We start from the raw sequence: 22,162 nt of genomic DNA, 5'->3' as shown, positions 1-22,162 counted from the left end.
CACCGAACGAGATCGTGCAAGCGCGCTGATGGTATTTCGTAGGAACGCGAGGGTCGCCAATGGAGAACGCTAATATATCTCACGAGCCGGTGGCCCATGGAATCAATGACACGGTCGAAGATCTTTTAGGCGGGCGGGGGCCGTTTGCGAGTGCGTTTGCGAACTTCGAGGCGCGCCCGGGCCAAGTCCAGATGGCAAAACTCGTCGAGCGCGGCATTCTCGAAGGCGTGCACACGATCGTGGAGGCTGGCACGGGCGTCGGGAAGTCGCTCGCCTACCTCATTCCCGCAGTGCGCAGCGGGAAGAAGGTCGTGCTCTCGACGGGGACCATCGCGCTGCAGGAGCAGCTCGTCGAAAAAGATATTCCGCTCGTCGCACGCGCGTTGGATGTGCCGCTGCGCGTCACGCTGCTCAAAGGTCGTAATCACTACCTCTGCAAGGAGAAGTACGAGCGCATGCGCTCCGAACGGCTCGTGCCGTCATCGCGCTCGATGCAGCAGGTGTGGGAATGGGCCGACCGCACCCCGACGGGCGACCGCGCGGAGCTGCGCTTCATGCCGGGCGCGCAAGAATGGGAGCAGGTCAACGCCGATGCCGACGACTGCACGGGCGAGTTCTGCAAGCACTTTCGCGACTGCTGGTTTTTCAAGAAGCGCGACGAGGCGAAGTACGCGGATCTCGTCGTTGTCAACCACGCGCTATTCTTTCTCGATCTGGCCATGGGCGGCGGACTCTTGCCGCCGTACGATGTCGTCGTGCTCGACGAAGCGCACCAATGCGAACGCTGGGCGACCGACGCGCTGACGGGCACCGTGTCACGGCGCACCGTCGGGCGCATGATGCGCAAGCTCCATCGCGTCTATCGCCTTCCCGCAGCGCTCGACGCGGAGATCGACGAAAGCGTTCGGGCTCTCGAGCACGCCCTTGCGAAGGGCCCTGCGGAGCGCTACGCGCTCATCGAAAACGACGACGTGGACCGCGCGCTCGATGCGCTGCGTAACGCGCTCTACCGCGTGGAGAACTGGCTTCACTCGCACTGGCACGACGCGCTCCTGCGTCCGCCCGAGAATGACGCGGAAGCCGAGCGACGCCGAGAGCTTGCCACGCGGCCGTTGCTGGCCCACATCGCGACGATCGATCGTGCACAATCCCCGCGCGAAGAAACGATCGCGTGGGTCGAGCGCAGCGATGCAGACGCAACGTTCGAGGTGAAGAGCGCGCCGCACGACGTAGCCGATTTTCTGCGTCAGGCGCTTTTCGCGCGAACGTCGAGCGTGGTGCTGACGAGCGCGACGCTGTCGGTGAGCGGTTCCTTCGATTTTCTTCGTCGCACCCTCGGCATCGACGAAGCACAGGAGCTCGTGGCGCCGTCGCCGTTCGATTACGCGCGGCAGGCGCGGCTCTTCATCGCGCCCGCGGCGCTCAATCCGAAGTCCGCGGACTTCGCGCGCCGGGCTGCGCCGATCGTCGAGGAGTGTCTCGAGCGCTCGCGCGGCCGTGCGTTCGTTCTGTTCACGTCCTATGCCCGGTTGCGGGAGGTGCATGGCTTTCTGCGCGAGCGCGTCGCATTTCCGATTCGCCTGCAGGGGGAGCTTCCGCGCGCACGGCTCCTGGAATGGTTTCGTGCGACACCGAACGCGGTGCTCTTCGCCACGGGCACGTTTTGGGAAGGCATCGACATCGTCGGCGATCAGCTCTCGTGCGTCATCATCGACCGGCTGCCATTTCCCTCACCCGCCGATCCGCTTGTCGCCGCGCGCGTGCAATCGCTGCAGGCGCGCGGCCTGGACGGCTTCGACAACTATATGGTTCCCGCTGCCACCATGCGCTTGAAACAGGGCTTCGGACGGCTCATTCGCAACACCGGCGACCGCGGCGTCGTGGCGTTACTCGACGGCCGCGCCGCCGGTACGCGCTACGGTGCAACCATCCTGGACGCGCTGCCGAATGCGACGCGCATCGATCATTTGGAACAGCTCACCGAGCTATTCGATTGAGTTTACGAAAAGCGCTAATCAGCCACGCGAGGCCCTCGACGTAGCGCGGCCCCGGGCGCTCGAGCAGCGACGCGTCCGGGATTACGAAGACGCGATGCCGGCGTATGGCGCGAAGGCTACGCCAGGGCTCGCGCCCTTCGACGCTGCGGATTTCGGTCGATGGATCGGTGACGATGGCATCGGGCTGATCGCGCAAGAGTGCCTCGGCGCTATACTCGCCGTACGCGGCGCCGAGCTTGTGAGCGGCATTGCGCGCGCCGGCCAGACGCAAGAGCGTGGCGATATAGGAGCCTTCGCCGGCCGTCCAAATCGGCTGCGTTGCGATGACGACGAAGATGGACGGCGGGCGCGCAAAACGCGCCTCGCTGCGCGTAAGGCGCAAGGTCTCTTGCTGAAGTCGCTTGATCTCGGCTGCCGCCTCGCGCTCGCGGCCCGTGAGCGCGCCGATTCGCCGCAGATCGACGAAGATGTCGTCGTACGAGTCGTCCGGGAGCGTCTCGACGTCGATCCCGGCGCGTTGCAGCGGCACGAGAAAACGCATCTGCGCGGGGATGGCGAGCACGACGTCGGGATGCAGTTCGACGATGCGCTCGACGTCGACGCTGGCAAAGTCGGCGACAATGGGCACGCGGCGCACGGCCGGGACGTCGCCAGTTCCCGACGAAACGCCGACGATCCGCCCCGCGGCGCCCAGCGCCACGAGGTCCTCGACGAAAGAGGGCATGAGCGCGATGACGCGCCGCTGCTGCGACGCGACGTGGCGTTCGTGCGGCACCGCGCATGCGCAGAGCGCGAGAAGCAGCAGGAAGGCTCCCGCGCGCCGACAATCCTGGAAGCGTAAGCTTGCGCGGGAAGCCGGTGAGAAGCCGGTACGGTCGCGCCACTGTATGCGGGATACCCGCGAGTCAGAATACGCAGCAGGCTTTACGAGCATCTTCCGCCTCGCGTCAAGGAAAGGAATGCCATGATCATCGCACCGCTCTTTGCGGCGCTTATCGCCTCTGCGCCTTCCCCCTCTCCCACGCCCACGATACTGCCGATCGCGCACGTGTTCACGAGCGACCGCTCCTCGGAATCGGCCGCTCGCACGGCACGCACGACCTACGTCGTGACGCACGCCGATATCGTTCGCGACGGGTACCTGACCGTTGCCGACGCGCTGGCGCACGTTCCAGGCGTCGACGTCGCACGCTACGGCGGCTTCGGATCGCTCTCGAGTGTGAGTATCCGCGGCTCTTCGAGCGCGGAAGTGCTGGTCTTGCTCGACGGTATGCCGGTTGCTGGATCGCAGATCGCGTCGCTCGACCTCGGGCAGATCCCGACGACCGGCGTCGACCGTATCGAGATCGTCGAAGGCGGCGGCTCGACGCTCTACGGCTCGGGCTCGATGGGCGGCATCGTCAACATCATCACCGCGTCGGCGCCGCGATCGGGCGCGACGGCCGAAGCCGGTTCCTTCGGAGAGCGCTCGCTCGCAGTGCAGACGCCGCTCATCTCGCTCTCGCGAACGATTGCGGCCAACGATTATCCGCTACCCGGGGGCGTGCAGCAGAATGCCGACGCGTCGCTGAGCTCGCTGCGCGCGGCGTACTCGCACGATCTCGGCGCGGTGCATTTGGCATTCTCCGGCGACCTCGTCGACGAACACGTCGGCGTTCCCGGTCCGCAGGGCTTCTATTCGCCAACGAGTCGTGAAGGAACCGTCGACCGGAACGCGCGCGTCACGCTTTCGCACGACGGCGCGCGCGCGGCGCTTTCGATCGAGTTCGGCGCGTCATCGTCGGATCTCGCATTTGCGTGCGACACGCCGGTCGACCCCGAGTGCCCGAACGCCTATCTGACGCCGCCCGTTCCTGCGTACGCGCAGCTTCTGACCGAAGAGCGAACCATGGCCGATCTGCGTGACGTCGTCGACAACGGCAGCGAGCATCTCGTCTATGGAATCGATCTGACCCGAGGCGCAGCACGAGTCGACGACGGGATCGACGCACTCCAGATTCATCCCTTCGATCAGACCGCGGCCTACGTGCAGTCGCAATGGTTCGACGCGCGCGGCGACGAGATCTATGCCGGACTCCGCGGCGAGAACGACGGCGCCCCCGGTGGCGCGCTCTCGCCGTCGATCGGTGGAATTGCGCGACTTTCGAGCGACGTGAGCCTGCGTTGGAACGCCGCGACCGCATTCCGCGCGCCGACCGAGGAGGAGCTCTACTATCCGTTCTTTTCGAACCCCGGACTCGTCGCTGAGAAGGCGCGCGTCGCGGACGTGACGCTCGTCGACGATGCGCTGCTCGGCGGCGTCAGCCTCGGCTGGTTCACGACCGACGGGCGAGATTTCATCGCCGATAATCCGGTGACATTCGTCCCCGAGAACATCGGACACGCAATCGTGCAAGGCCTCACGCTCGAAGCGCGCACCCGTACGTACGACGGGTTTTCCGCTCACGTGGCCGTGACCAACCTCTATCGCGCACAGGACCTCGACACGCAGACGCGCATCGCCGGACGCGGCCCCGTCTTCACGGTCGTGAGCGGATTGCAGTACGCCGCGCCGGCGCGGAGCCGTTTCGAGGGATTCGGCGTCCAAACGATCTCGAAGGGCGCGCGCGGGATCGTCAACCCGGCTTTGCCGGCGTTCGATCAGCCGGTCGCGTACACGCGCGTCGACGCGTACGTCGGCTACCGCGTATCGCCACTTCTCTTGCTCGCGGTGCGCGGGTACGATCTCACCGGCGCGCGGTACTCAGAGTTCGGTACGTACGCTCCTTCGTCGGTCGCCTTCTATGCGTTTCCGGTTCCTGGGCGTTCGTTCTCCGTCGAGCTGAGAACGCGGTAGCCGGGTCGAAGGCTCCGCCCGATGCGTAGAGAGCTCACGCTTCGCGCGCTGCTCTTGGGCGGCGCGATCACGCTCGTCTTCACGGCGGCGAATGTCTATCTCGGCCTGAAGGTCGGGTTGACGTTCGCCTCGTCCATCCCGGCGGCGGTCATCTCCATGGCGGTGCTGCGCGCGTTCAGGAACGCGACGATCGTCGAGAACAACATCGTACAGACCGTGGCCTCCGCCGCGGGCACGCTCTCATCGGTCATCTTCGTGCTGCCGGGTCTCGTGATGGTCGGATGGTGGAGCGGCTTTCCATTCTGGCAGTCGTTCTGGATCATCGCCGCCGGCGGCGTGCTCGGCGTGATGTACAGCGTACCTCTGCGCAGAGCACTCGTAACGCACTCGGATCTGCCGTATCCGGAAGGCGTCGCTGCAGCGGAGGTTTTGAAGGTCGGCGCCGGCGAGCATCGGGAAGAGGCCGCCGCCGAGAACCGCACGGGGCTGCTCGCGCTCGTCGTCAGCTCGATCGCGTCGGCCGGATTTCAGCTGCTCTCGGCCATGCAACTCTTCGCGAGCACGTTCAGCGCGTATTTCCGGTTCGGCGCTTCTGCGACCGGCATCGGCTTGAACGGCTCGCTCGCGCTGATCGGCGCGGGGCACCTCATCGGCTTGACCGTCGGCCTCGCGATCTTCGCGGGGCTCGTCATCGCTTGGGGCATCGCGATGCCGATTCTCACCGCACTGCATCCCATGGCCGGCGCCGCCGGCGACGTCGCCATCGCAACGTGGTCGCAGTACGTGCGGTTCATCGGTACCGGCGCCATCGGCGTCTCAGCGATCTGGGCAATCGGCCGGCTCGTCGCGCCCGTCTGGAACGGCCTGCGCGCCGCGATGGCCGCCTCGCGCTCTCGTCGCGACGGCGGGAATGCCGCCCTTCCGATCGTCGAGCGCGACCTGCCGATCGGAATCGTCGCCGTCGTGGGTCTGATTTCGTTGATTCCGATCGCGATCGCACTCGATGCGTTTCTCTCGCGCGGCGCGTACGGCACCGTTGTCGTTCCGCTCGTGATCGCCGCCGTCATCTATATCGTGATCGCCGGGTTCTTCGTCGCCGCTGCGTGCGGCTACATGGCAGGCCTGATCGGCTCGTCGAACAGCCCGGTGTCGGGGTTGGCGATTCTCGCGGTTATCGGTGCGTCACTGCTGCTCGCTCTGCTCGCGCATACGGCAGGGGCGCCGGCCTCCGCAGCGCTCGTGGCATACGCGCTCTTCGTGACCGCGGTGATCATCAATGTCGCAACCATCTCGAACGACAACCTGCAGGATCTCAAGACGGGCCAGCTCGTCGAAGCTACGCCGTGGAAGCAACAGGTGGCGCTCGTCGTCGGCGTGCTCTTCGGTGCGGTCGTCATTCCGCCGATTCTCAATCTGCTGAACAAGGCGTACGGATTCGGCGGGCACGGCTTGCCGGCGCCGCAAGCGACGCTGATCTCGACGCTCGCAAAAGGCGTGATCCAAGGGAACATCGACTGGAGCCTCATCGGCGTGGGTGCGATCGTCGGTGGGCTCGTCGTCGCCGCGGACGAAGTCGGACGCATGACGCGCCGGTTTCGCTTACCCCCTCTTGCGGTAGGACTCGGGATCTATCTGCCCGCCGCGACGACCGCTCCAGCCGTCGTCGGCGCGATCTTCGGTGCGCTCTACAATCGCTGGGTCGCAAAGAAACCCAATGCGGCGGCGGCGCGACGGTTGGGCGTACTCGTTGCCTCCGGGTTGATCGTGGGCGAGAGTCTCTTCGGCGTCGGGCTCGCGGGGATAATCGTTGCGAGCGGCAAAGCGTCGCCGCTCGCCGTCGTCGGCGATTGGTTTACGAACTGGGGATCGCTTTTCGGCGTGATTGCGTTCGTCCTAACGCCGTGGCTGCTGTACCGTTGGGTCGGCATCCGCGCCCGTCGCCTCGCGTCATCCTGAGGAAGCGCTCACGACTCGTCTTGCGCGACCTCGCCCTTCGCGCGATCCTGCAAGTCTTTGACGATCGCTGAATCGGCGAGCGTCGTGATGTCACCGAGCGCGCGCCCTTCGGCGACGTCGCGCAGGAGCCGGCGCATGATCTTCCCGCTGCGCGTCTTGGGAAGTTCGGGCGTGAACGTGACGTACTTTGGACGCGTGAACTTGCCGAGCTTCTCCCCGACGAAATCTCGCAGCTCGTTTGCGAGCGCCTCCGACCCGTTCTCGCCGCCTCGAAGCGTGACGAACGCGTAGATCGCCTGACCGGTGATATCGTCGAGCTTCCCGCAGACCGCGGCTTCTGCAACCTTCGGGCTGCCGACGAGCGCGCTCTCGACTTCCGTCGTCGAGATGCGGTGGCCGCTGACGTTCATTACGTCGTCGATGCGGCCCATGAACCAATAGTTTCCATCCCGATCGCGCCTGCAGCCGTCGCCGGCAAGATAACGATGCGCGAAGCGCTTCCAATACGTCTCTACGTAGCGCTGGTCGTCACCCCAGATGCCGCGCAACATTCCCGGCCACGGCCGCGTGATGACGACGTAGCCGCCGCCACCGAGCGGCACCGATTCGCCTTGGTCGTTGACGATGTCGGCGCCGATCCCGGGGAGCGGCTGCGTTGCGCTTCCGGGCATGAGCGTCGTGATCCCAGGCAGCGGCGAGATCATGATGCCGCCAGTCTCCGTCTGCCACCACGTATCGACGACCGGGGTGCGGCCGCCGCCGATGTGCTCGCGATACCAGATCCATGCCTCCGGATTGATGGGCTCGCCGACCGTTCCCAGTAGCCGCAGTGACGAAAGGTCGCGCCGCTGCGGATACTGCGCGCCCCACTTCATGAACGTTCTGATCGCCGTTGGAGCGGTATAGAGAATCGTGACCTTGTAGCGCTCCACGATCTCCCAAAGCCGGTCCTTGTCCGGGTAGTCAGGCGTACCTTCGTAGATGACCGACGTCGCGCCGTTCGCAAGCGGGCCGTAGACGATGTACGTATGCCCGGTTACCCAACCGATGTCCGCCGCGCACCAGTAGACGTCCGTCTCAGGCTTCAAATCGAAGACCAGCATGTGCGTCATTACCGCGTGCGTGAGGTAACCGCCCGTCGTGTGCTTGATGCCCTTCGGCTTCGCGGTAGTACCGCTCGTGTATAAGAGGTAGAGCAAGTCCTCGGCGTTCATCGCCTCCGGCTCGCATGTCGAGGGCTGATCCGCGACGACGTCCTGCCACCAACGATCGCGCCCGCGTTGCATCGGCACGGGGTCGCCGACGCGCTTTGCGACGATGCAGTGCTTGACGCTCGGCGTGTGTTCGAGCGCGGCATCGACGTTCTGTTTCAACGCCACCGTGCCGCCGCGACGGCGCGCATAATCCGCGGTGATGACGGCGACGCACTGCGCGTCGTTGACGCGATCGACGATCGAATCGGGGGAGAATCCGCCGAAGATGACGGAGTGGGCCACGCCGATGCGCGTGCACGCGAGCATCGCAATGGGCAGCTCGGGGATCATGCCCATGTAGATGGCGACGCGGTCGCCACGTTTGATCCCTAAAGCGCGCAAGCCGTTGGCGAAGCGGCAAACGTCGTCGAGCAGCTGCTCGTAGGTGATCTCCCAGCGATCGCCCGGCTCGCCCTCGTAGTAGTAGGCGACTTTCGCACCCTTGCCGGCGCGGACGTGCCGATCGAGGCAGTTGACGGAGACGTTCAGCTCGCCGTCGGAAAACCAGCGGGCGAACGGCTCGTTCCACTCGAGAATCTTCGTGAAGGGCTTGCTCCACTCGAGCGTCCTCGCCCACCCTGCCCAGAAGGCCTCGAAGTCGCGCTCGGCCTCGGCGTAGATGCCGGGTTTTGCGTTGGCTTGGGCGGCAAAGTCGGGGGGCGGCGGAAAGCGGCGGCTCTCCTCGAGGAGTGCCTCGATGGCCGAAGCGGTGTCCATGACGCGCATTTAGGGCGCGCCCTTTGGCACTCCTGGCTAAGGAGTGCTAATATAGAGCGGATGAAGCCGCCCCACCTCGACGAGCGCAAGGCATATATCCTCGCGACGGTCGTCTATGAGTACGTGGCAACCGCCGAGCCCGTCGCGTCGCAGACGCTCACGCAAAAATACAACCTCGGCGTGAGCTCGGCAACCGTGCGCAACGAGATGGCAGAGTTGGAAGCCGCCGGGTATCTCGTGCAGCCGCATACGTCCGCGGGCCGCGTGCCCTCAGATGCCGGGTACCGCACCTACGTCGACGACTTGATGCAGCCGGAGGCGCTCACGATCGCCGACCGGCGCCGCATCCGCGACGACCTGAAGGACGCAAGCCACGAGCTCGACGAGCTCGTCGAGCAGACGACGCGGCTTCTGGGCAAGCTCTCGAAGAGTCTGGCGTTCGTAACGAAGCCGCAGAGCGAAGCGCAGTTATTCAAGCACGTTCAGCTGATCTCGATCGCTCCGCGCACCGGCGTTGCCGTGGTCGTGACGTCGTTCGGGGTGTCGGCGCAGAGCCTGTTCGAGTTGAATAGCGACGTTTCGGCGGAGGATCTCACGCGTCTCTCGAGCGCGCTCAACGCTCGCTATGCAAACCGTCCGCTGCACGACATCGGCGACGGCGAGGTCACCGGTGTCGTCGCCGAGCTCGGCCTCGGCGACGACGTGCGCGGCGCACTCACGACCGCGCTGCAGAGCGCGCGCGCGAGCGAGGTGCCCGAGATCGCGGCGGCCGGGGCGCAGAATCTCCTCGACCAGCCGGAGTTCGCCGACGTCCGTAAACTGCGCTCGATCCTACGCATCGTGGAGGAGCAGCGGACGCTGTATGATATCGTTGCAAACGCCATCGTGAGCGATAACCCCAGCGTCAAGATCGGTCACGAACTCGGAAACGAAGAACTCGCCGACCTCTCCGTCGTAACCGTGCCGTATCGCTTCGGTCCGAAGGCGACCGGCATGCTCTCGATTCTGGGGCCACGCCGCATGCCGTACGCGCGGCTGCTCGCGCTCGCATCGGGAACCGCGGAATCGCTCTCGGCGCGTCTCGCAGACGCGGAAATCCGGTAGACGTAAGACGCGCGATGCCAACGAAGGACTATTACGAGACCCTCGGGGTTGCGCGCAACGCATCACCCGACGAGATCAAGCGTGCGTATCGCAATCTCGCACGCAAGCACCATCCCGACGTCGCCGAGGACAAGGCTAGGGCGGAGCGCTATTTCAAGGAGATCAACGAAGCGTACGAGGTGCTTTCTGATCCGCACAAGCGCGCTCACTACGATCGCTTCGGTAGTGCCGACGACGGCGCGATGGGCGATTTCGGGTTCACCGGCTTCGGTGCGGGCGGCTTCGGCGACATCTTCGATATGTTCTTCGGGGACGCGCGCGGTCAAGGAAAACGCGGCGGCCCGCAGCGGGGCGCCGATTTGCGGTACGATCTCGAGATCACGCTCGAAGACGCATTCTCGGGCGTCACAAAAGAGATCGCCTACGGACACTTCGCGCAATGCGCAAAATGTAACGGCAGCGGCGCGCTTCCCGGGACGCTCGTCGTGCCGTGCGGACGGTGCGGCGGCTCCGGCATGGTTCGCTCGGTGCGGCAGACACCGCTCGGCCAGTTCGTCACGCAGACGACGTGCACGACGTGTCACGGTGAAGGGCAGGTCGTTTCGCAGCCCTGCGACGCATGCGCGGGCGAAGGGCGCCATCACATTCAGAGCACGCTGACGGTGAAGGTGCCGGCCGGCGTCGACGACGGCTCGCGCATTCGCATCGCCGGGAAAGGCGAAGCGGGCCTGCATGGCGGACCCGTTGGCGATCTCTACGTCTACCTTACGCTCGCTCCGCACGAACGCTTCGCTCGTGAGGGCCTCGACACGTCGGTCGAAGTGCCTCTTGGCTTCACGCAGGCTGTGCTCGGCGCGACGATCGGCGTTCCGAGCCTTGAAGGCGAGCTGCCGCTTACGATCCCGCCCGGCACGCAGAGCGGAACGATCCTCGAGCTTCGCGGGCGCGGCATGCCCGAGGTTCATGGGTCGCGACGCGGCGATCATCGCGTGACCGTCAGGATCGTCGTCCCTTCGAAGTTGACGAAGCGCCAGCGCGAGGTACTCGAGGAGTTCGCGCACGAGGGCGGCGATCACGGAGAGGAGCCGTCGTTCTTCGATCGCGTGAAGGACGCGTTTCGACCATAGCACGCCTCTTCGTGCCCGGTACGCACGAACCAGGTGAGAGCGTCCTGATCGAGGGCGAGGACGCGCATCATATTCGCACCGTGCTGCGCCTGCGCGCCGGAGATCGCATCGAAGTGATCGATTCGACGTCGCGTGACTTCGATGCGGAGATCGCGTTTGCGGGTACGGATGTCGTTGCGCGTCTGCTCCAGGAGCGCGAGGCGCATCGAGAGCCCGGCGTACGCGTCGACGTCGCACAAGCACTTCCGAAGGGTGCCAAGATGGACTACGTCGTCGAAAAGGCGACGGAGCTCGGCGTCGCGGCAATCCTCCCGTTCACCAGCGAGCGCACGATCGCGCGCGCGGGTGGGAAGGAGAAGCTCGCGCGCTGGAAGCGGATCGCGCGCAGCGCGGCGCAGCAGTGCGGCCGTCGTGCGGCGCCGGTGGTTGCAGAGCCGGTGGCGTTCTCCGAGGTGCTCGCGCGCGTGCAGGAGTACGATCTCGTGCTCTTTGCGTGGGAGAGCCTCCGCGCGGCACCACTGCGCGAATCGCTGCCCCGCTCGTTGCACGGCGCGCACCGGGTTCTCGTCATCGTCGGGCCGGAAGGCGGCTTCTCTCACGCCGAAGCCGACGCCGCGCTCGCATGCGGAGCAACCGTCGTCTCGCTCGGGCCGCGCATCCTTCGCACCGAGACGGCGGCGCTCGCGCTGCTTGCGGTGCTCGCGTACGAAAGTGAGGGGAGAACGGAATAACGAGCGCCCGCGTCGTAATATAACCGATTAAGCATGGCAACGATTCCGTTCTCGATGGTGATCCCGACCTACAACGAGGCGGGCGGCATCGAAAGGCTGCTGCGGGCGATCGACCGCGTCTGCCGCGATAACCGTCTCGATGCGGAGATCGTCGTCGTCGACGACAACTCGCCTGATGGTACCGGATCCATCGTCGACCGACTGGCCTGCGAGCTCCCCGTCCGCTGCGTGCACCGCCCCGGGAAGATGGGTCTGTCGAGCGGCGTGATCGACGGCTGGAAGACCGCACGGCCGGAGTCCGTCGCGCTCGGCGCGATGGATGCCGACTTCAGCCACGATATCACCATCCTGCCGAAGATGGTCGCGGCTCTGGAGGCCGGCTACGGCCTCGCCGTCGGGAGCCGCTACGTCTCTGGCGGGGGAATCAGAAACTGGCCGATGCGCCGGATCGTCACGTCGCGCGTTGCCTGCGCGCTCGCTCGCCCGCTGACGCGCGTCAAGGACATCACGAGCGGATACTTTTTGGTTCGGCGCGACGCGCTCGAGAACGTGGCGCTCGACCCGATCGGCTTCAAGATCGGACTCGAAGTCATCGCTAAAGCGCACTACGGGAAGGCAGTGGAGATCCCGTACGTCTTCACCGATCGCACGACCGGCGAGTCGAAGCTGAATCGGCGCGAGATATTCAACTATCTCAAGCAGCTGCGCAAGCTCTACGCGGCGAGACTCTTGCCCCGCAGGAGCGCTGCCTGATGCCGATGCCGGAGTGGCTGCACGTGCGTCGCGGGAAGGACGAGGAGCGAAACGCAGCTCAATGGAGCAAGTGCCCTGAATGCGGCGAGATGCTCTACCGGCGCGATCTCGCCGCCAACTTGTGGGTCTGCTCGCGCTGCAACCATCATTTCCGTATGGGCGCGTACGATCGCATCAGCGGCATCGTCGACGGTGACTTCGCCGAGATCGGTGCCGACGTCCAGGTCGGCGATCCTCTCGTGTGGACCGATCGCAAGAGCTATCCGGCCAAGCTCGCCGGCGATCGCGAGAAGAGCGGGCTCAGCGAGGGCGTCGTCTGCGGGTTCGGTCAGATCGGAGGCTTCGACGTCGGGCTCGGCGTCATGGATTTCCATTTTCGCGGCGGAACGATGGGAACCGTCGTCGGCGAGCGTATCGCGCTGCTGCTCGAAGAAGGCCGTACGCGCGCGATCCCCTGCATCATCTTCACGGCGTCCGGTGGCGCTCGCATGGAGGAGGGGATGTTCGCGCTGATGCAGCTTGCGAAGACGACGGCTGCGGTTACGCGCTTCATGGACGATGGCAATCTCTTGATCGCCGTTCTGACCGATCCCACGACCGGCGGCGTCTCAGCATCGTTTGCGTTTCAGGCCGACGTGATCATCGCCGAGCCCGGCGCGATGATCGGGTTTGCCGGCCGGCGCGTCATCGAGCAGACGATTCGGCAGAAGCTGCCCGATCGGTTCCAGACGGCGGAGTTCTTGCTCGAAAAAGGCCACATCGACATGGTCGTCGAGCGTCGCCGCATCAAAGAAATGCTCGTGCATCTGCTCGGTTATGCGAGCCACGGCGCGGCGCGGCGCCTTCACGGGGTGAGGGCATGAACCCGTTTGCGGATCGCGAGAAGGCGCTCTTCGAGCTGGAGCGCCGCATCGCCGACCTGCGCACCGCTAGCGCCGACCAGCCCGTCGATATTGCGAGCGAGATCGCGACGCTCGAGGCGAAGTATCAGGAGGTTCTACGCGACGTCTACGGTGCACCGACGCCGTGGCAGAAGGTGCACATCGCGCGCCACCCCAACCGGCCGACCGCTCTGGAATACATCGCCGCATTCGATCGCTTTGACGAGCTGCACGGCGATCGCGCGTATCGCGACGACCAAGCCGTCGTCGGCGGCCTCGGACTTTTGCGCGGTCGCGCCGTCATGGCGATCGGTCAGCAGCGCGGTCGCGATACGAAGGAGAATCTGCGGCGTAACTTCGGCATGGTCGCTCCCGAAGGCTACCGCAAGGTGGAGCGCCTCGCGCATCTCGCGACGCGGTTCGGCGTGCCGATGGTGACGTTCGTCGACACGAAAGGTGCCGATCCCGGCATCGATTCCGAAGAGCACGCGCAATCCGAGGCGATCGCGCAGTGCCTCGTGGCATTCACCGACGCAACGGTTCCAATCGTCGCTGCGATCATCGGAGAAGGCGGATCGGGCGGAGCGCTCGCGCTCGCGATCGCCGACCGCGTGATCATGCTGGAGAATAGTACGTACTCCGTCGCGTCGCCCGAGGGCTGTGCGGCAATTCTTTGGGGCGACGCGACGAAAGCCGAGGAGGCGGCATCGCATCTCAAGCTGACGGCGCAAGATCTCCTACGCTTCGGCATCGTCGACGAGGTCGTTCCGGAGCCGCTGGGCGGCGCAAATCGCGATCCGTCGGCCGTCGTTGCGCGCGTACTCGACCGCGTCGATGCCGCGCTCTCCGAGCTCGACAGATACGTCTCTCCGACGCTTTTGAGCGCGCGATACGAAAAATACCGGCGCATCGGCAGCTCGAAGCGCGATTCGTCGCCCGCGGGGAGGCGTTGATGGCGCGCCGCCGGGTCCGCAAGAACGGACTCGTCCGCGCGCTGGGACGTATCGCCGGAACGATCGTCGTCGCGGCGGTCGTCGTGCTGGGCTCGTTCGATTTCGCGCAGCGCATCGAGCAGAACGTTGCGCTCGCGCACGAGCTCGCGCGAACCGAGCACGACATCCGTGCCCTGCGCGTTCGGCGTGCAGAAGAGACGCGCGAGATTCGTCGTCTGCAGCAGCCCGACGGCGTGGTGCCGTACATCTACCGCCGGCTGCGCATGGTAAAACCCGGGCAGACGCTCATCTATCTCGTTCCCGCGCCGTCGCCTTCGTCGCAGCCGTGAGCGTCAGCGGGACCGTCATCAACCTCAACGCGTTCGGTGCGACGGTCCGGCTGGAAGGCGGTGAGATCGCCCACGCGGCGGCGGAGGACGTGGAGGCGCATCGCCGGCAGTACGAGCGCAGTTTCTCGACGCGCTCCTCCCTTGCGTTCGTTCGCAACGGTGAATCGCGCCGTGCGACGGTGGCGCTCGTACCCCAGATCTCCGACGAACGGCTCGAAGAGCAGATCACCTCGTACCTCAAGAGCACCGAGGAGCGGGAGGGAGAGCGTCCCGCCCACGAACGTCATTTTCTGCGCAAGAAGCGTCGCGCCGCACATTGGGAACCGAAGTAGCGTCCCAGAGCCGAATGGGACGCCACGCGGTGCTCTCGATCGGCACGAACTCGACGCGCATGCTCGTTGCCGACATGCGCCAGCCGATTCCTCACGTGGAGCTCGCGCGAACCGTCGGCACGCGCGTGGGAGAAGGGCTCGGCGAGTCTGGAAAACTCGGCGATGACGCGATGGCGCGTACGATTTCCGTGCTGCGCGAGTATGCGAACGGAGCGCGCGATCGCTGCGAGAAGGTGCTCGTCGTTGCAACGAGTGCGTTGCGTCGTGCGGAGAACGCACAAGAGTTCGCGCAGCGCGTACGTACGGCTACGGGTGCCGATATGCGCATTCTCTCGGGTGAAGAAGAGGCGCACGCGTCGTTCCGTGGAGCGGTCGGTTCCCTTCCGCCGTTTCAGGGGCGTAGCGGCGTGGTCGACATCGGCGGCGGTAGCACCGAGTACGCCGTCGGCACGTCAAACGATGTAGCGTCCGTGCACTCGTACGAAATCGGCGCCGTGCGGCTGACGGAGCAGTTGCCCGCGCTCTCCGGACGTTGCGGTCCCGTCGACGGGCAGAGCCTCGCCGACGGGGTTCGGATCGCTGCGCAAGCTCTCGCCCAGATGCACGGCGAGCCCCACATCGACCGCCTGCTGTTCGTTGGCGGCAGTGCGACGACGACGGCGGCTGTTGCCGGTATGAGCGCCGAGCGAGCGCCGGAGATCACGCGCACGACGCTGGGGAGCGTGCTCGAGCGCCTCTGCGCGCTCGAGCTGGAGCAGCGCAAGAGCCTTCCCGGAATGCGCCCGCAGCGGGCGGACATCTTGCCCGCAGGCATCATCCTTCTCGCGACGGCGATGGAGATGGTCGGTAAGCGCAGCGCCGTCATCGCGCCCGGAGACCTACTGCTCGGGGTACTTCTGCAGGAGCGCGAGAGAGAAATCGTCGATTGGGGAGCCGAGGAAGAATCATGAACGACACGCAGATCCGCAGCCACATCGAAGACCTCATCGCGGAGGAGCATCGCCTGCTCGAGCACGGCGAACGTGCGGCGCTGACGCCGTCAGATGCCGAGCGCCTGCACACGATCGAGGTGAAGCTCGACCAGTATTGGGACCTCTTGCGTCAGCGTCGGGCGCGCCGCGACGCGCAGCAGGATCCTGGCGCGACGTCACTGCGTCCGCCCGACATCGTCGAGCGGTACCAGCAGTAACGCGGAGAGATACGGGATGGTGGTGGAATAGGCAGACACAGCAGACTTAAAATTTGCAGTCCGAAAGGACGTCCGGGTTCGACTCCCGGCCATCCCATAACCGAAAGACGCATAACCACGCGGTTTCCGTAGCGCCATAAGCGGCGCGGTTGACATTTGGTTGCCGTGGCACTTCAGGAGCGCCTCGACGGCCCGCGCCTCGGCCCCGAGATCACGTGGGGCGTAGCTTGAGGATCTAACGTTGGAGAACCTCCAGGCGACTTCGGAATAGCAACAAAAATGTGGTCAACTGACCACATTTTTGATAATATGGCAAGCATGGTTCCCATGAAGCTCTTCGGAAGTACCTCCCGCAGCAAGGTCCTAACGCTGGTCGCTCTCCTCGGCGAAACGTACCCAAGGCAGCTCGCGCGGCTCAGCAACGCACCGCTGCCAAGCGTACAGCGGATGGTGAATGATCTTGAACGCGAGGGTGTTGTTGTTAGCCGGATTGTTGGCGCTAATCGGGAGGTTCGCCTCAACCCGCGATTCTACGGTGCTGACGAGCTACGCTCGCTTCTCCTGAAATATGCAAAGCGCGACCCCAGCCTGGAGCGCCGCGTTTCGGAGTTGCGACGGCGGCCACGGCGCGCTGGAAAGGCGCTCTAGGATGTTGCCGATAACCCAGGAGTCCTCGCTTGAGGACGTCTGCTTCGCGGTTTGCACCGCGTTGGCACATGTTTGGACCGTCGCCGTCCTTACAGGTGGCAGCGCCGCCACGTATTATGCGCCTCAGTCCTATCAATCCGAAGACGCCGATTTCATCATCGCGTTTTCCAGCGATACGGCCCGTGCCGGCGATGTATTGCGCGAGCTAGGCTACCACGAGATTGGCGGCACTTATCACCACGATAAGAATATCTTCACAGTCGAGTTTCCACCTGGTCCGCTTGCAATCGGCAACGATCTCGTTAGCTCCTACGACACGGTCCAACGCGGTAGCGAAATTCTCTCCGTTCTGTCCCGTACGGATTGTGTACGAGACCGCTTGGCTTCGTTCTATTTCTTTGGTGACCGCAGCGCGCTGGCCGCCGCGATGGCTGTGGCACAGAGCGGCCGCGTGAACCTATCAAGTATTAGGCGTTGGAGCGAGAAGGAGGGGGAGGCTTCGCGCTTCGCTGAGTTTTACGAATCGTTGCGGGCCGCGAAGGCCGCGCAGAAGTTACGATGAAGTCGGCTCGCGACGCGTACGGGTCAAGACAAGACTTGGAGGACCGAAAGCAAAGCAGGCTCTCATGCCCGTTGTTCTGAGTCAGCGCACCTGGCACGACGATCCAAAGTATCTCGACCGCGAGGGTGTGATTTATCATTACCCTCGGCAGTACCGTGGGCGCATCAACGATTTTGACCGCTTCATCTACTACCGTCCGGCGACAGGTGCTTGCGTGGAAGAGCGGTCGACTTACGTCGGTCATGGCATACTCGGCACATCCTTCGAAGATTGGGCACGATCTGACCATTACTTCATGAACGTCGCCTGGTACGAGCCCTTCGAGCGACCGGTGCCCTTGCGGCAACGCGACATATTCGTCGAAACGGAGAGCGCGTCGTCGCCGCCATTTCAGAGCGCGGCGCGGCCGATTCGTGAAACGGCCTACTATCGAATCTTGATGCTCGGCGGCGTTTCAGCCGGCCGAGAGTTCGCGCCACCTGTTACCACGGAATCCGTCCTTTCAGCGGGGTATTCACCGTTGCTCGTCGAGGCGCCGCGCGACGCATTTCGCGAGGCCGTCAGGATACCGGAAGGCACGGGATACGTACCATCGGGCAAGGCGCTGCCAAGCATCTACGAGTCTGCGGCGCTGCAAGAGCGAGCGCGCAAAGATCACAATGCCACGCTGGACATGATTCGCCGGCACGCCGAGCGCCTTGGCGGACGCTGCTGGTATAACAATAATATCGATCTCTTCGTGCGTTATGGCGATCAGTCGCTCTTGGTCGAAGCAAAGAGCCTCAACGACGCGCGCCAATCCGTAGACCGGATGCGCTACGGCATGGGACAGCTCTTCGACTATCGCGTCCGCTACAAAGCGGAGGTCGCCGGCGCCGAGCCGGTTTTGGCCTTCGGTGCGCCTCCGGACCGCGCAAGCGGATGGATCACGACGATTCTGCAAGAGAACGGCGTCGCATTTGTCGCTCGAGACCACGAGCGGCTGGTGCCGCTCAACGAACGTGCCACTGCGATTGCTCTTTTTGCGGTGGAGTAAGCTCCTCAACCGCGAGACGTACTAGCAGGCCAACGCCAAGGAGATAAAAAATGGCGCGACATGAATCGCTATCTGCCGATGCTCTTCCCCGTGCTCCTCGCAATCGTGGCGTGCTCTTCGGGGTCTCGCGGCGCCTCGCCGACTCCATCCCCGGCGGACGTCTCAGCAAGCGCGGCCTCGGTTGCCAACGGACGCGCGATATTCCTCACCGGACGCGATTCGAGCGGGCAGCGTATCCACGCGCAGCCGCGTGCGATGCGCCCGAATTGCGCGGCGTGCCATCGCCCGAACGGATCGGGCGGCGTCAGCTTGCCTGGCGGAGCCGTCAGTGCGGATCTGCGATACGGCGCGCTCGTTCGGGGACAGCGGCACCCATACACCTTGGGCTTGCTGGAGTGGGCGATCTCGAGCGGGATCGACAACGACGGCCAGCGGCTCGATCCGATCATGCCGCATTGGAAGATGTCCAAGCGCGATCTCCACGACGTCGCGTATTACGTTCTGACGCGCCTGCGATGACGCCGTCGTAAAGCTTCGGTAAAGCGCCCGTCGCCGCTCTTTCGGGCGCCGAAGCTATCATTATGATGGGCTCGGAGGCAGAGGTGCTGCAACTGCCGGCGGCGCGGATGCGCGCGCCGCTGACCGCTTACCAATTGGGATCGGTCGTCACACCCGACGAGGCGCGCCGCTTCGTCGCGATCGTTTCAGGCGACCGCACGGTGATGGCCGCACTGAAGTGCGAGCGCCGTGGCTTCATGTCGTCGGATTTCGTTGCCAAAGTGGTCAACGGTTCGGACGACGAGATCGCCTGCTCGGTCACGGGCTGGACGCACCACGGCAGCGTCTCGTTGGAACCCGGGTACTTTTGGATCAAGCCGCAATCAGTCATGCGGATTCCGATTCGCGCTCCGCTTCGCCTTCCGCACCGCTTGCGTACGATCGCGCTACATTTGGAGAACACGTCGCTGCGCGCCACGGCGGAAGCCGACGTGCCGCCTCCGCCGGCGATACGATTGGCGTCGGCGCTCGCGCTCGCCGGGTCGCTCCTGCTTGCCGGCCTCATTTCGTGGCGATCGATGCTCCCTTCCATCTCGGCGTACACGCTGCCGACGGAGGTCGCGGCCGGCGATCGAATCGATGCGTCGTATGCCTACGGCGGCGTCGGGACGGCGGAGTACAACGTCACGAGCGATGGTACGCAGATCGCCGGCGGCGTTTTGCCGGCGAGAAATGGCTCGTTCTCATTTCCTACCAGGAAGAACGCCGCAGCGTATCACGTGACCCTTGCCGTGGTCGGCCCGTTCGGCACCGTTCGTCGACAGCTCGTGGCGCGCGCCGTTTCGATCTCCGACTCCGGCGCGATCTCGATCGCAGCGTTGCAGCCCGATCCGAGCGTCGTTCGCAGCGGGGAACGCGTGACGGTGCGGTACGTCGCCGACGCACGCAGCGGCAGCGTGACGCTCTTCGACACATCCGGAATCGCTTTGCAGCGCGCGCCGTACTCTTCCAACGGAGAGACGACGCTGACCGCGCCCTCGGTTGACGTGCCGACGCAGTATCGCGTCGAACTCCTCGCGCAAAGCGGCGCGAGAAGCGCGCGCGCTTCCGCTGGACTGCTCGTGCTGCCAAAGAACGACGCGCAGGCGCCGCCCAGCATCTCCGGCGTGCTGACGGCCGGGCAGGTTTTTCGCGTCGCGGAGCGCGTCGTCTCCGCGACGACATTCGGGGTTCGGCTGCTCGCGCACCCGCGCAACCTGCGCTTGACTTTCGAGGACGATGCGGGGACGCCGGTTGCGACGCAGAGCGTGGCCCCTGGTGAGTCGATCGCGTACTTCACCGCGCCGAACGTTTCGCACGATCGCTCCTACGTCGTCGTCGCCTCGTTTTCACGCGGGGACGTGGAGCAGGCCCTGCTCGCGCACGTGCTCGTCCGCGTTCGAGGAGGGACCTCCGCCCCCTAGGCCTAATAGCACGAAGCCCGGCGCAACGCCGGGTTTTGTATGAAAATCGTCGTTACCGTCAAGCTCGTTCCCGATCTCAACGCTCCCAAGAGCATCGATTCCGTGACGAAGCGTCTGGTGCGCGTCGGTATGGAAACGGTGCTGAATCCCTATGACGAGTACGCGCTGGAAGCGGCCTTGCAGCTGAAGGAGAAGCTCGGCGGGGAGACCTCCGTTACGTTGCTTTCGATGGGCCCGCAATCCACGCAAGAGACGTTGCGCAAGGCGCTTGCTATGGGGGCCGACGACGCCGTCGTTTTGAGCGACGACGCGCTCGCAGGCAGCGACGTCGCCATGACGGCGGCCGCGATCGCGGGCGCCCTGCAAAAGATCGGGTTCGATCTGGTCGTGTGCGGAGGTCTCGCGGACGACGGATCGACGGGCGGCGTTCCCGGAGCGGTTGCAGAGCATCTCGGCGTTCCGGGCCTGACCAACGTGCGTCATGTCGCGGTCGATAACGGCGTCATCACGGCGCAACGCGAGACCGACAGCGGGTATCAGGTCGTTACGTGTTCGTTGCCGGCTCTGATCAGCGTGACCATGGCCGTGGGGGAGCCGCGCTACGCGTCGCTCAAAGGCATCATGGGCGCCAAGAAAAAGACGATCGCGACGCTCGGCGTTGCCGACGCCGGCGTAGGGCCGCTCGGCCCGAAGACGGAGCTGCTGCGCTTCGCTCCGCCCCCCGTACGAACGAAGGCGCGCGTGGTGGAAGCGCCCGACGGAGCGACCGGGGCGCGAGCGATCTTCGACTTCCTGCGCGAGAGGAAGCTCGTGTGATGCAGCACGTTATCGAAATCGTCGAGCATCGCAAGGGGCAGACGCGCAAGGTCACGTTCGAGCTGGCGACGCAGGCACGCGAGCTTGCCGACAAGCTCGGCGGAACCGCGCACGCCGTCGTTCTGGGAAGCGGTGCGGCACAACTTGCCGAGCAGCTCAAAGGCTATCCCCTCGATGCCGTCCACGTTGCCGAGGATCCCGACGTCGACGCGTACCTCATCGATCCGACGATCGATTATGTCGAGGCGGTCGCGCGAAGCGTCGGCAGCGCCGTGATCCTGGTTCCCAATACGATGTACGGCCGAGACGTTGCGAGCCGACTCGTCGCGCGTTTGGGCGCCGGCATGGTCGCGGATGTGACGGGATTCGAGGTCGAGAACGGCCGCGTCGCCTGCATAGCACCGAAGCTCGGCGGAGTAACGATTACGACCTGCGCGTTTCGCGACTGCGCCTACGGTGTCGCGACGGTGCGCCCCAATGCGTTTGCCGCGCAGCCGGGCGGATCTGGAGCGCGGGTGCAAGCCGTTGAGAAACCGCAAGGCAAGCGCTATGCGATGCGCATCGAGAGCGAGGTCGAAGAAGCGTCGGGCGAGCTGGGGCTCGAGGAAGCGCCTGTTGTCGTAAGCGGCGGACGTGGGCTAGGCGGTCCGGAGCCCTTTCAAAAGCTGCTCAAGCCCCTCGCGGAGGCGCTCGGCGGAGCCGTCGGCGCTTCGCGGGCTGCTGCGGATGCAGGCTGGGTTCCCTACAGTCTGCAAATTGGACAGACCGGAAAGACCGTCAGCCCCAAACTCTACATCGCCGTCGGAATTTCGGGTGCGATTCAACACAAAGTCGGTATGCGCTCCGCGGGCACGATCGTCGCCGTCAACAAGGACGGCACGGCGCCCATCGCTGAGTTTTCCGACCTAGTCGTCGTCGGTGACGCATTCGCCATCATCCCCGAGCTCACCAAACTGGTCGAAGCCGCAAAGGCGTAGATCA

21 protein-coding genes, 1 tRNA gene and 1 riboswitch are annotated in these 22,162 nt (G+C 64.9%); of the genes, 20 read left to right on the top strand and 2 right to left on the bottom strand.

Annotation, left to right across the window (positions count from 1 at the left end):
- The first annotated feature begins 191 nt into the window (after window positions 1–191).
- Window positions 192–1,997 (top strand): ATP-dependent DNA helicase, encoded by a 1,806-nt coding sequence (locus VMV82_06345; GenBank protein ID HUY41171.1) that lies wholly within the window; start codon window positions 192–194, stop codon window positions 1,995–1,997.
- Here the strand turns inward: VMV82_06345 and VMV82_06340 are convergent.
- A complete protein-coding gene (locus VMV82_06340) occupies window positions 1,978–2,772 on the bottom strand; it encodes a helical backbone metal receptor (protein HUY41170.1) in 795 nt (264 codons plus the stop codon). The genes VMV82_06345 and VMV82_06340 overlap by 20 nt on opposite strands.
- 75 nt (window positions 2,773–2,847) lie before the next feature.
- A riboswitch (cobalamin riboswitch) is annotated at window positions 2,848–2,911 on the top strand.
- 50 nt (window positions 2,912–2,961) lie between these two features.
- Here VMV82_06340 and VMV82_06335 point away from each other — a divergent pair.
- Both VMV82_06335 and VMV82_06330 read left to right on the top strand, forming a co-directional pair.
- Window positions 2,962–4,833 carry a TonB-dependent receptor gene (locus VMV82_06335; GenBank protein HUY41169.1) on the top strand — a complete coding sequence of 624 codons (1,872 nt, stop codon included), beginning with the start codon at window positions 2,962–2,964 and terminating at the stop codon, window positions 4,831–4,833.
- Between the two features lie 21 nt (window positions 4,834–4,854).
- Window positions 4,855–6,789, top strand: coding sequence for an oligopeptide transporter, OPT family (locus VMV82_06330; protein HUY41168.1), 1,935 nt, complete (start codon window positions 4,855–4,857; stop codon window positions 6,787–6,789).
- A gap of 8 nt (window positions 6,790–6,797) precedes the next feature.
- On the opposite strand, the gene acs is transcribed toward VMV82_06330, so the two are convergent.
- On the bottom strand, window positions 6,798–8,759 hold the full coding sequence (gene acs, locus VMV82_06325; GenBank protein HUY41167.1) for an acetate--CoA ligase: 1,962 nt from the start codon (window positions 8,757–8,759) through the stop codon (window positions 6,798–6,800).
- A gap of 60 nt (window positions 8,760–8,819) precedes the next feature.
- Between acs and hrcA the strand changes: the two genes are divergently transcribed.
- The 17 genes from hrcA to VMV82_06240 all read left to right on the top strand — a co-directional run bounded on the left by hrcA (window position 8,820) and on the right by VMV82_06240 (window position 22,158).
- Complete coding sequence (hrcA, locus tag VMV82_06320) at window positions 8,820–9,863, top strand: heat-inducible transcriptional repressor HrcA (GenBank protein ID HUY41166.1); 1,044 nt, start codon at window positions 8,820–8,822, stop codon at window positions 9,861–9,863.
- Between the two features lie 14 nt (window positions 9,864–9,877).
- Entirely contained in the window at window positions 9,878–10,990 is a 1,113-nt protein-coding gene (gene dnaJ / locus VMV82_06315; GenBank protein HUY41165.1) for a molecular chaperone DnaJ, read from the top strand.
- A gap of 11 nt (window positions 10,991–11,001) precedes the next feature.
- Window positions 11,002–11,721 (top strand): 16S rRNA (uracil(1498)-N(3))-methyltransferase, encoded by a 720-nt coding sequence (locus VMV82_06310; GenBank protein ID HUY41164.1) that lies wholly within the window; start codon window positions 11,002–11,004, stop codon window positions 11,719–11,721.
- Between the two features lie 33 nt (window positions 11,722–11,754).
- A complete protein-coding gene (locus tag VMV82_06305) occupies window positions 11,755–12,474 on the top strand; it encodes a polyprenol monophosphomannose synthase (GenBank protein ID HUY41163.1) in 720 nt (239 codons plus the stop codon).
- On the top strand, window positions 12,474–13,337 hold the full coding sequence (accD, locus tag VMV82_06300) for an acetyl-CoA carboxylase, carboxyltransferase subunit beta (GenBank protein ID HUY41162.1): 864 nt from the start codon (window positions 12,474–12,476) through the stop codon (window positions 13,335–13,337). The genes VMV82_06305 and accD overlap by 1 nt, the downstream gene beginning before the upstream one ends.
- On the top strand, window positions 13,334–14,308 hold the full coding sequence (locus VMV82_06295) for an acetyl-CoA carboxylase carboxyltransferase subunit alpha (protein ID HUY41161.1): 975 nt from the start codon (window positions 13,334–13,336) through the stop codon (window positions 14,306–14,308). Before accD ends, VMV82_06295 begins: the two co-directional genes overlap by 4 nt.
- Window positions 14,308–14,637, top strand: a complete 330-nt coding sequence (locus VMV82_06290; protein ID HUY41160.1) for a hypothetical protein — start codon at window positions 14,308–14,310, stop codon at window positions 14,635–14,637. The genes VMV82_06295 and VMV82_06290 overlap by 1 nt, the downstream gene beginning before the upstream one ends.
- Window positions 14,634–14,969 (top strand): hypothetical protein, encoded by a 336-nt coding sequence (locus VMV82_06285; protein ID HUY41159.1) that lies wholly within the window; start codon window positions 14,634–14,636, stop codon window positions 14,967–14,969. Before VMV82_06290 ends, VMV82_06285 begins: the two co-directional genes overlap by 4 nt.
- A 14-nt stretch (window positions 14,970–14,983) precedes the next feature.
- Entirely contained in the window at window positions 14,984–15,919 is a 936-nt protein-coding gene (locus tag VMV82_06280; GenBank protein HUY41158.1) for a hypothetical protein, read from the top strand.
- The gene (locus tag VMV82_06275; protein HUY41157.1) at window positions 15,916–16,158 is read left to right on the top strand and encodes a DUF2630 family protein; all 243 of its coding nucleotides are present in this window, start codon (window positions 15,916–15,918) and stop codon (window positions 16,156–16,158) included. The genes VMV82_06280 and VMV82_06275 overlap by 4 nt, the downstream gene beginning before the upstream one ends.
- A 13-nt stretch (window positions 16,159–16,171) precedes the next feature.
- Window positions 16,172–16,255, top strand: a tRNA-Leu gene (locus VMV82_06270).
- Window positions 16,256–16,807: 552 nt separating this feature from the next.
- On the top strand, window positions 16,808–17,368 hold the full coding sequence (locus VMV82_06265; GenBank protein HUY41156.1) for a hypothetical protein: 561 nt from the start codon (window positions 16,808–16,810) through the stop codon (window positions 17,366–17,368).
- A 64-nt stretch (window positions 17,369–17,432) separates the two neighbouring features.
- Window positions 17,433–18,404, top strand: coding sequence for a hypothetical protein (locus tag VMV82_06260; GenBank protein HUY41155.1), 972 nt, complete (start codon window positions 17,433–17,435; stop codon window positions 18,402–18,404).
- Between the two features lie 60 nt (window positions 18,405–18,464).
- Window positions 18,465–18,923: a c-type cytochrome gene (locus VMV82_06255; protein HUY41154.1), complete on the top strand. Its 459-nt coding sequence runs from the start codon at window positions 18,465–18,467 to the stop codon at window positions 18,921–18,923.
- 62 nt (window positions 18,924–18,985) lie between these two features.
- Window positions 18,986–20,365, top strand: a complete 1,380-nt coding sequence (locus VMV82_06250) for a hypothetical protein (GenBank protein ID HUY41153.1) — start codon at window positions 18,986–18,988, stop codon at window positions 20,363–20,365.
- Window positions 20,366–20,404: 39 nt separating this feature from the next.
- A complete protein-coding gene (locus tag VMV82_06245; protein ID HUY41152.1) occupies window positions 20,405–21,181 on the top strand; it encodes an electron transfer flavoprotein subunit beta/FixA family protein in 777 nt (258 codons plus the stop codon).
- Window positions 21,181–22,158: an electron transfer flavoprotein subunit alpha/FixB family protein gene (locus VMV82_06240; GenBank protein ID HUY41151.1), complete on the top strand. Its 978-nt coding sequence runs from the start codon at window positions 21,181–21,183 to the stop codon at window positions 22,156–22,158. The genes VMV82_06245 and VMV82_06240 overlap by 1 nt, the downstream gene beginning before the upstream one ends.
- Window positions 22,159–22,162: the final 4 nt, after the last annotated feature.

This window comes from Candidatus Dormiibacterota bacterium (assembly GCA_035532035.1).
Taxonomy (GTDB): Bacteria; Vulcanimicrobiota; Vulcanimicrobiia; order Vulcanimicrobiales; family Vulcanimicrobiaceae; genus Tyrphobacter.
Note: the sequence above shows the minus strand (reverse complement) of the source record. Positions and strands in the feature narration are given on the sequence as shown.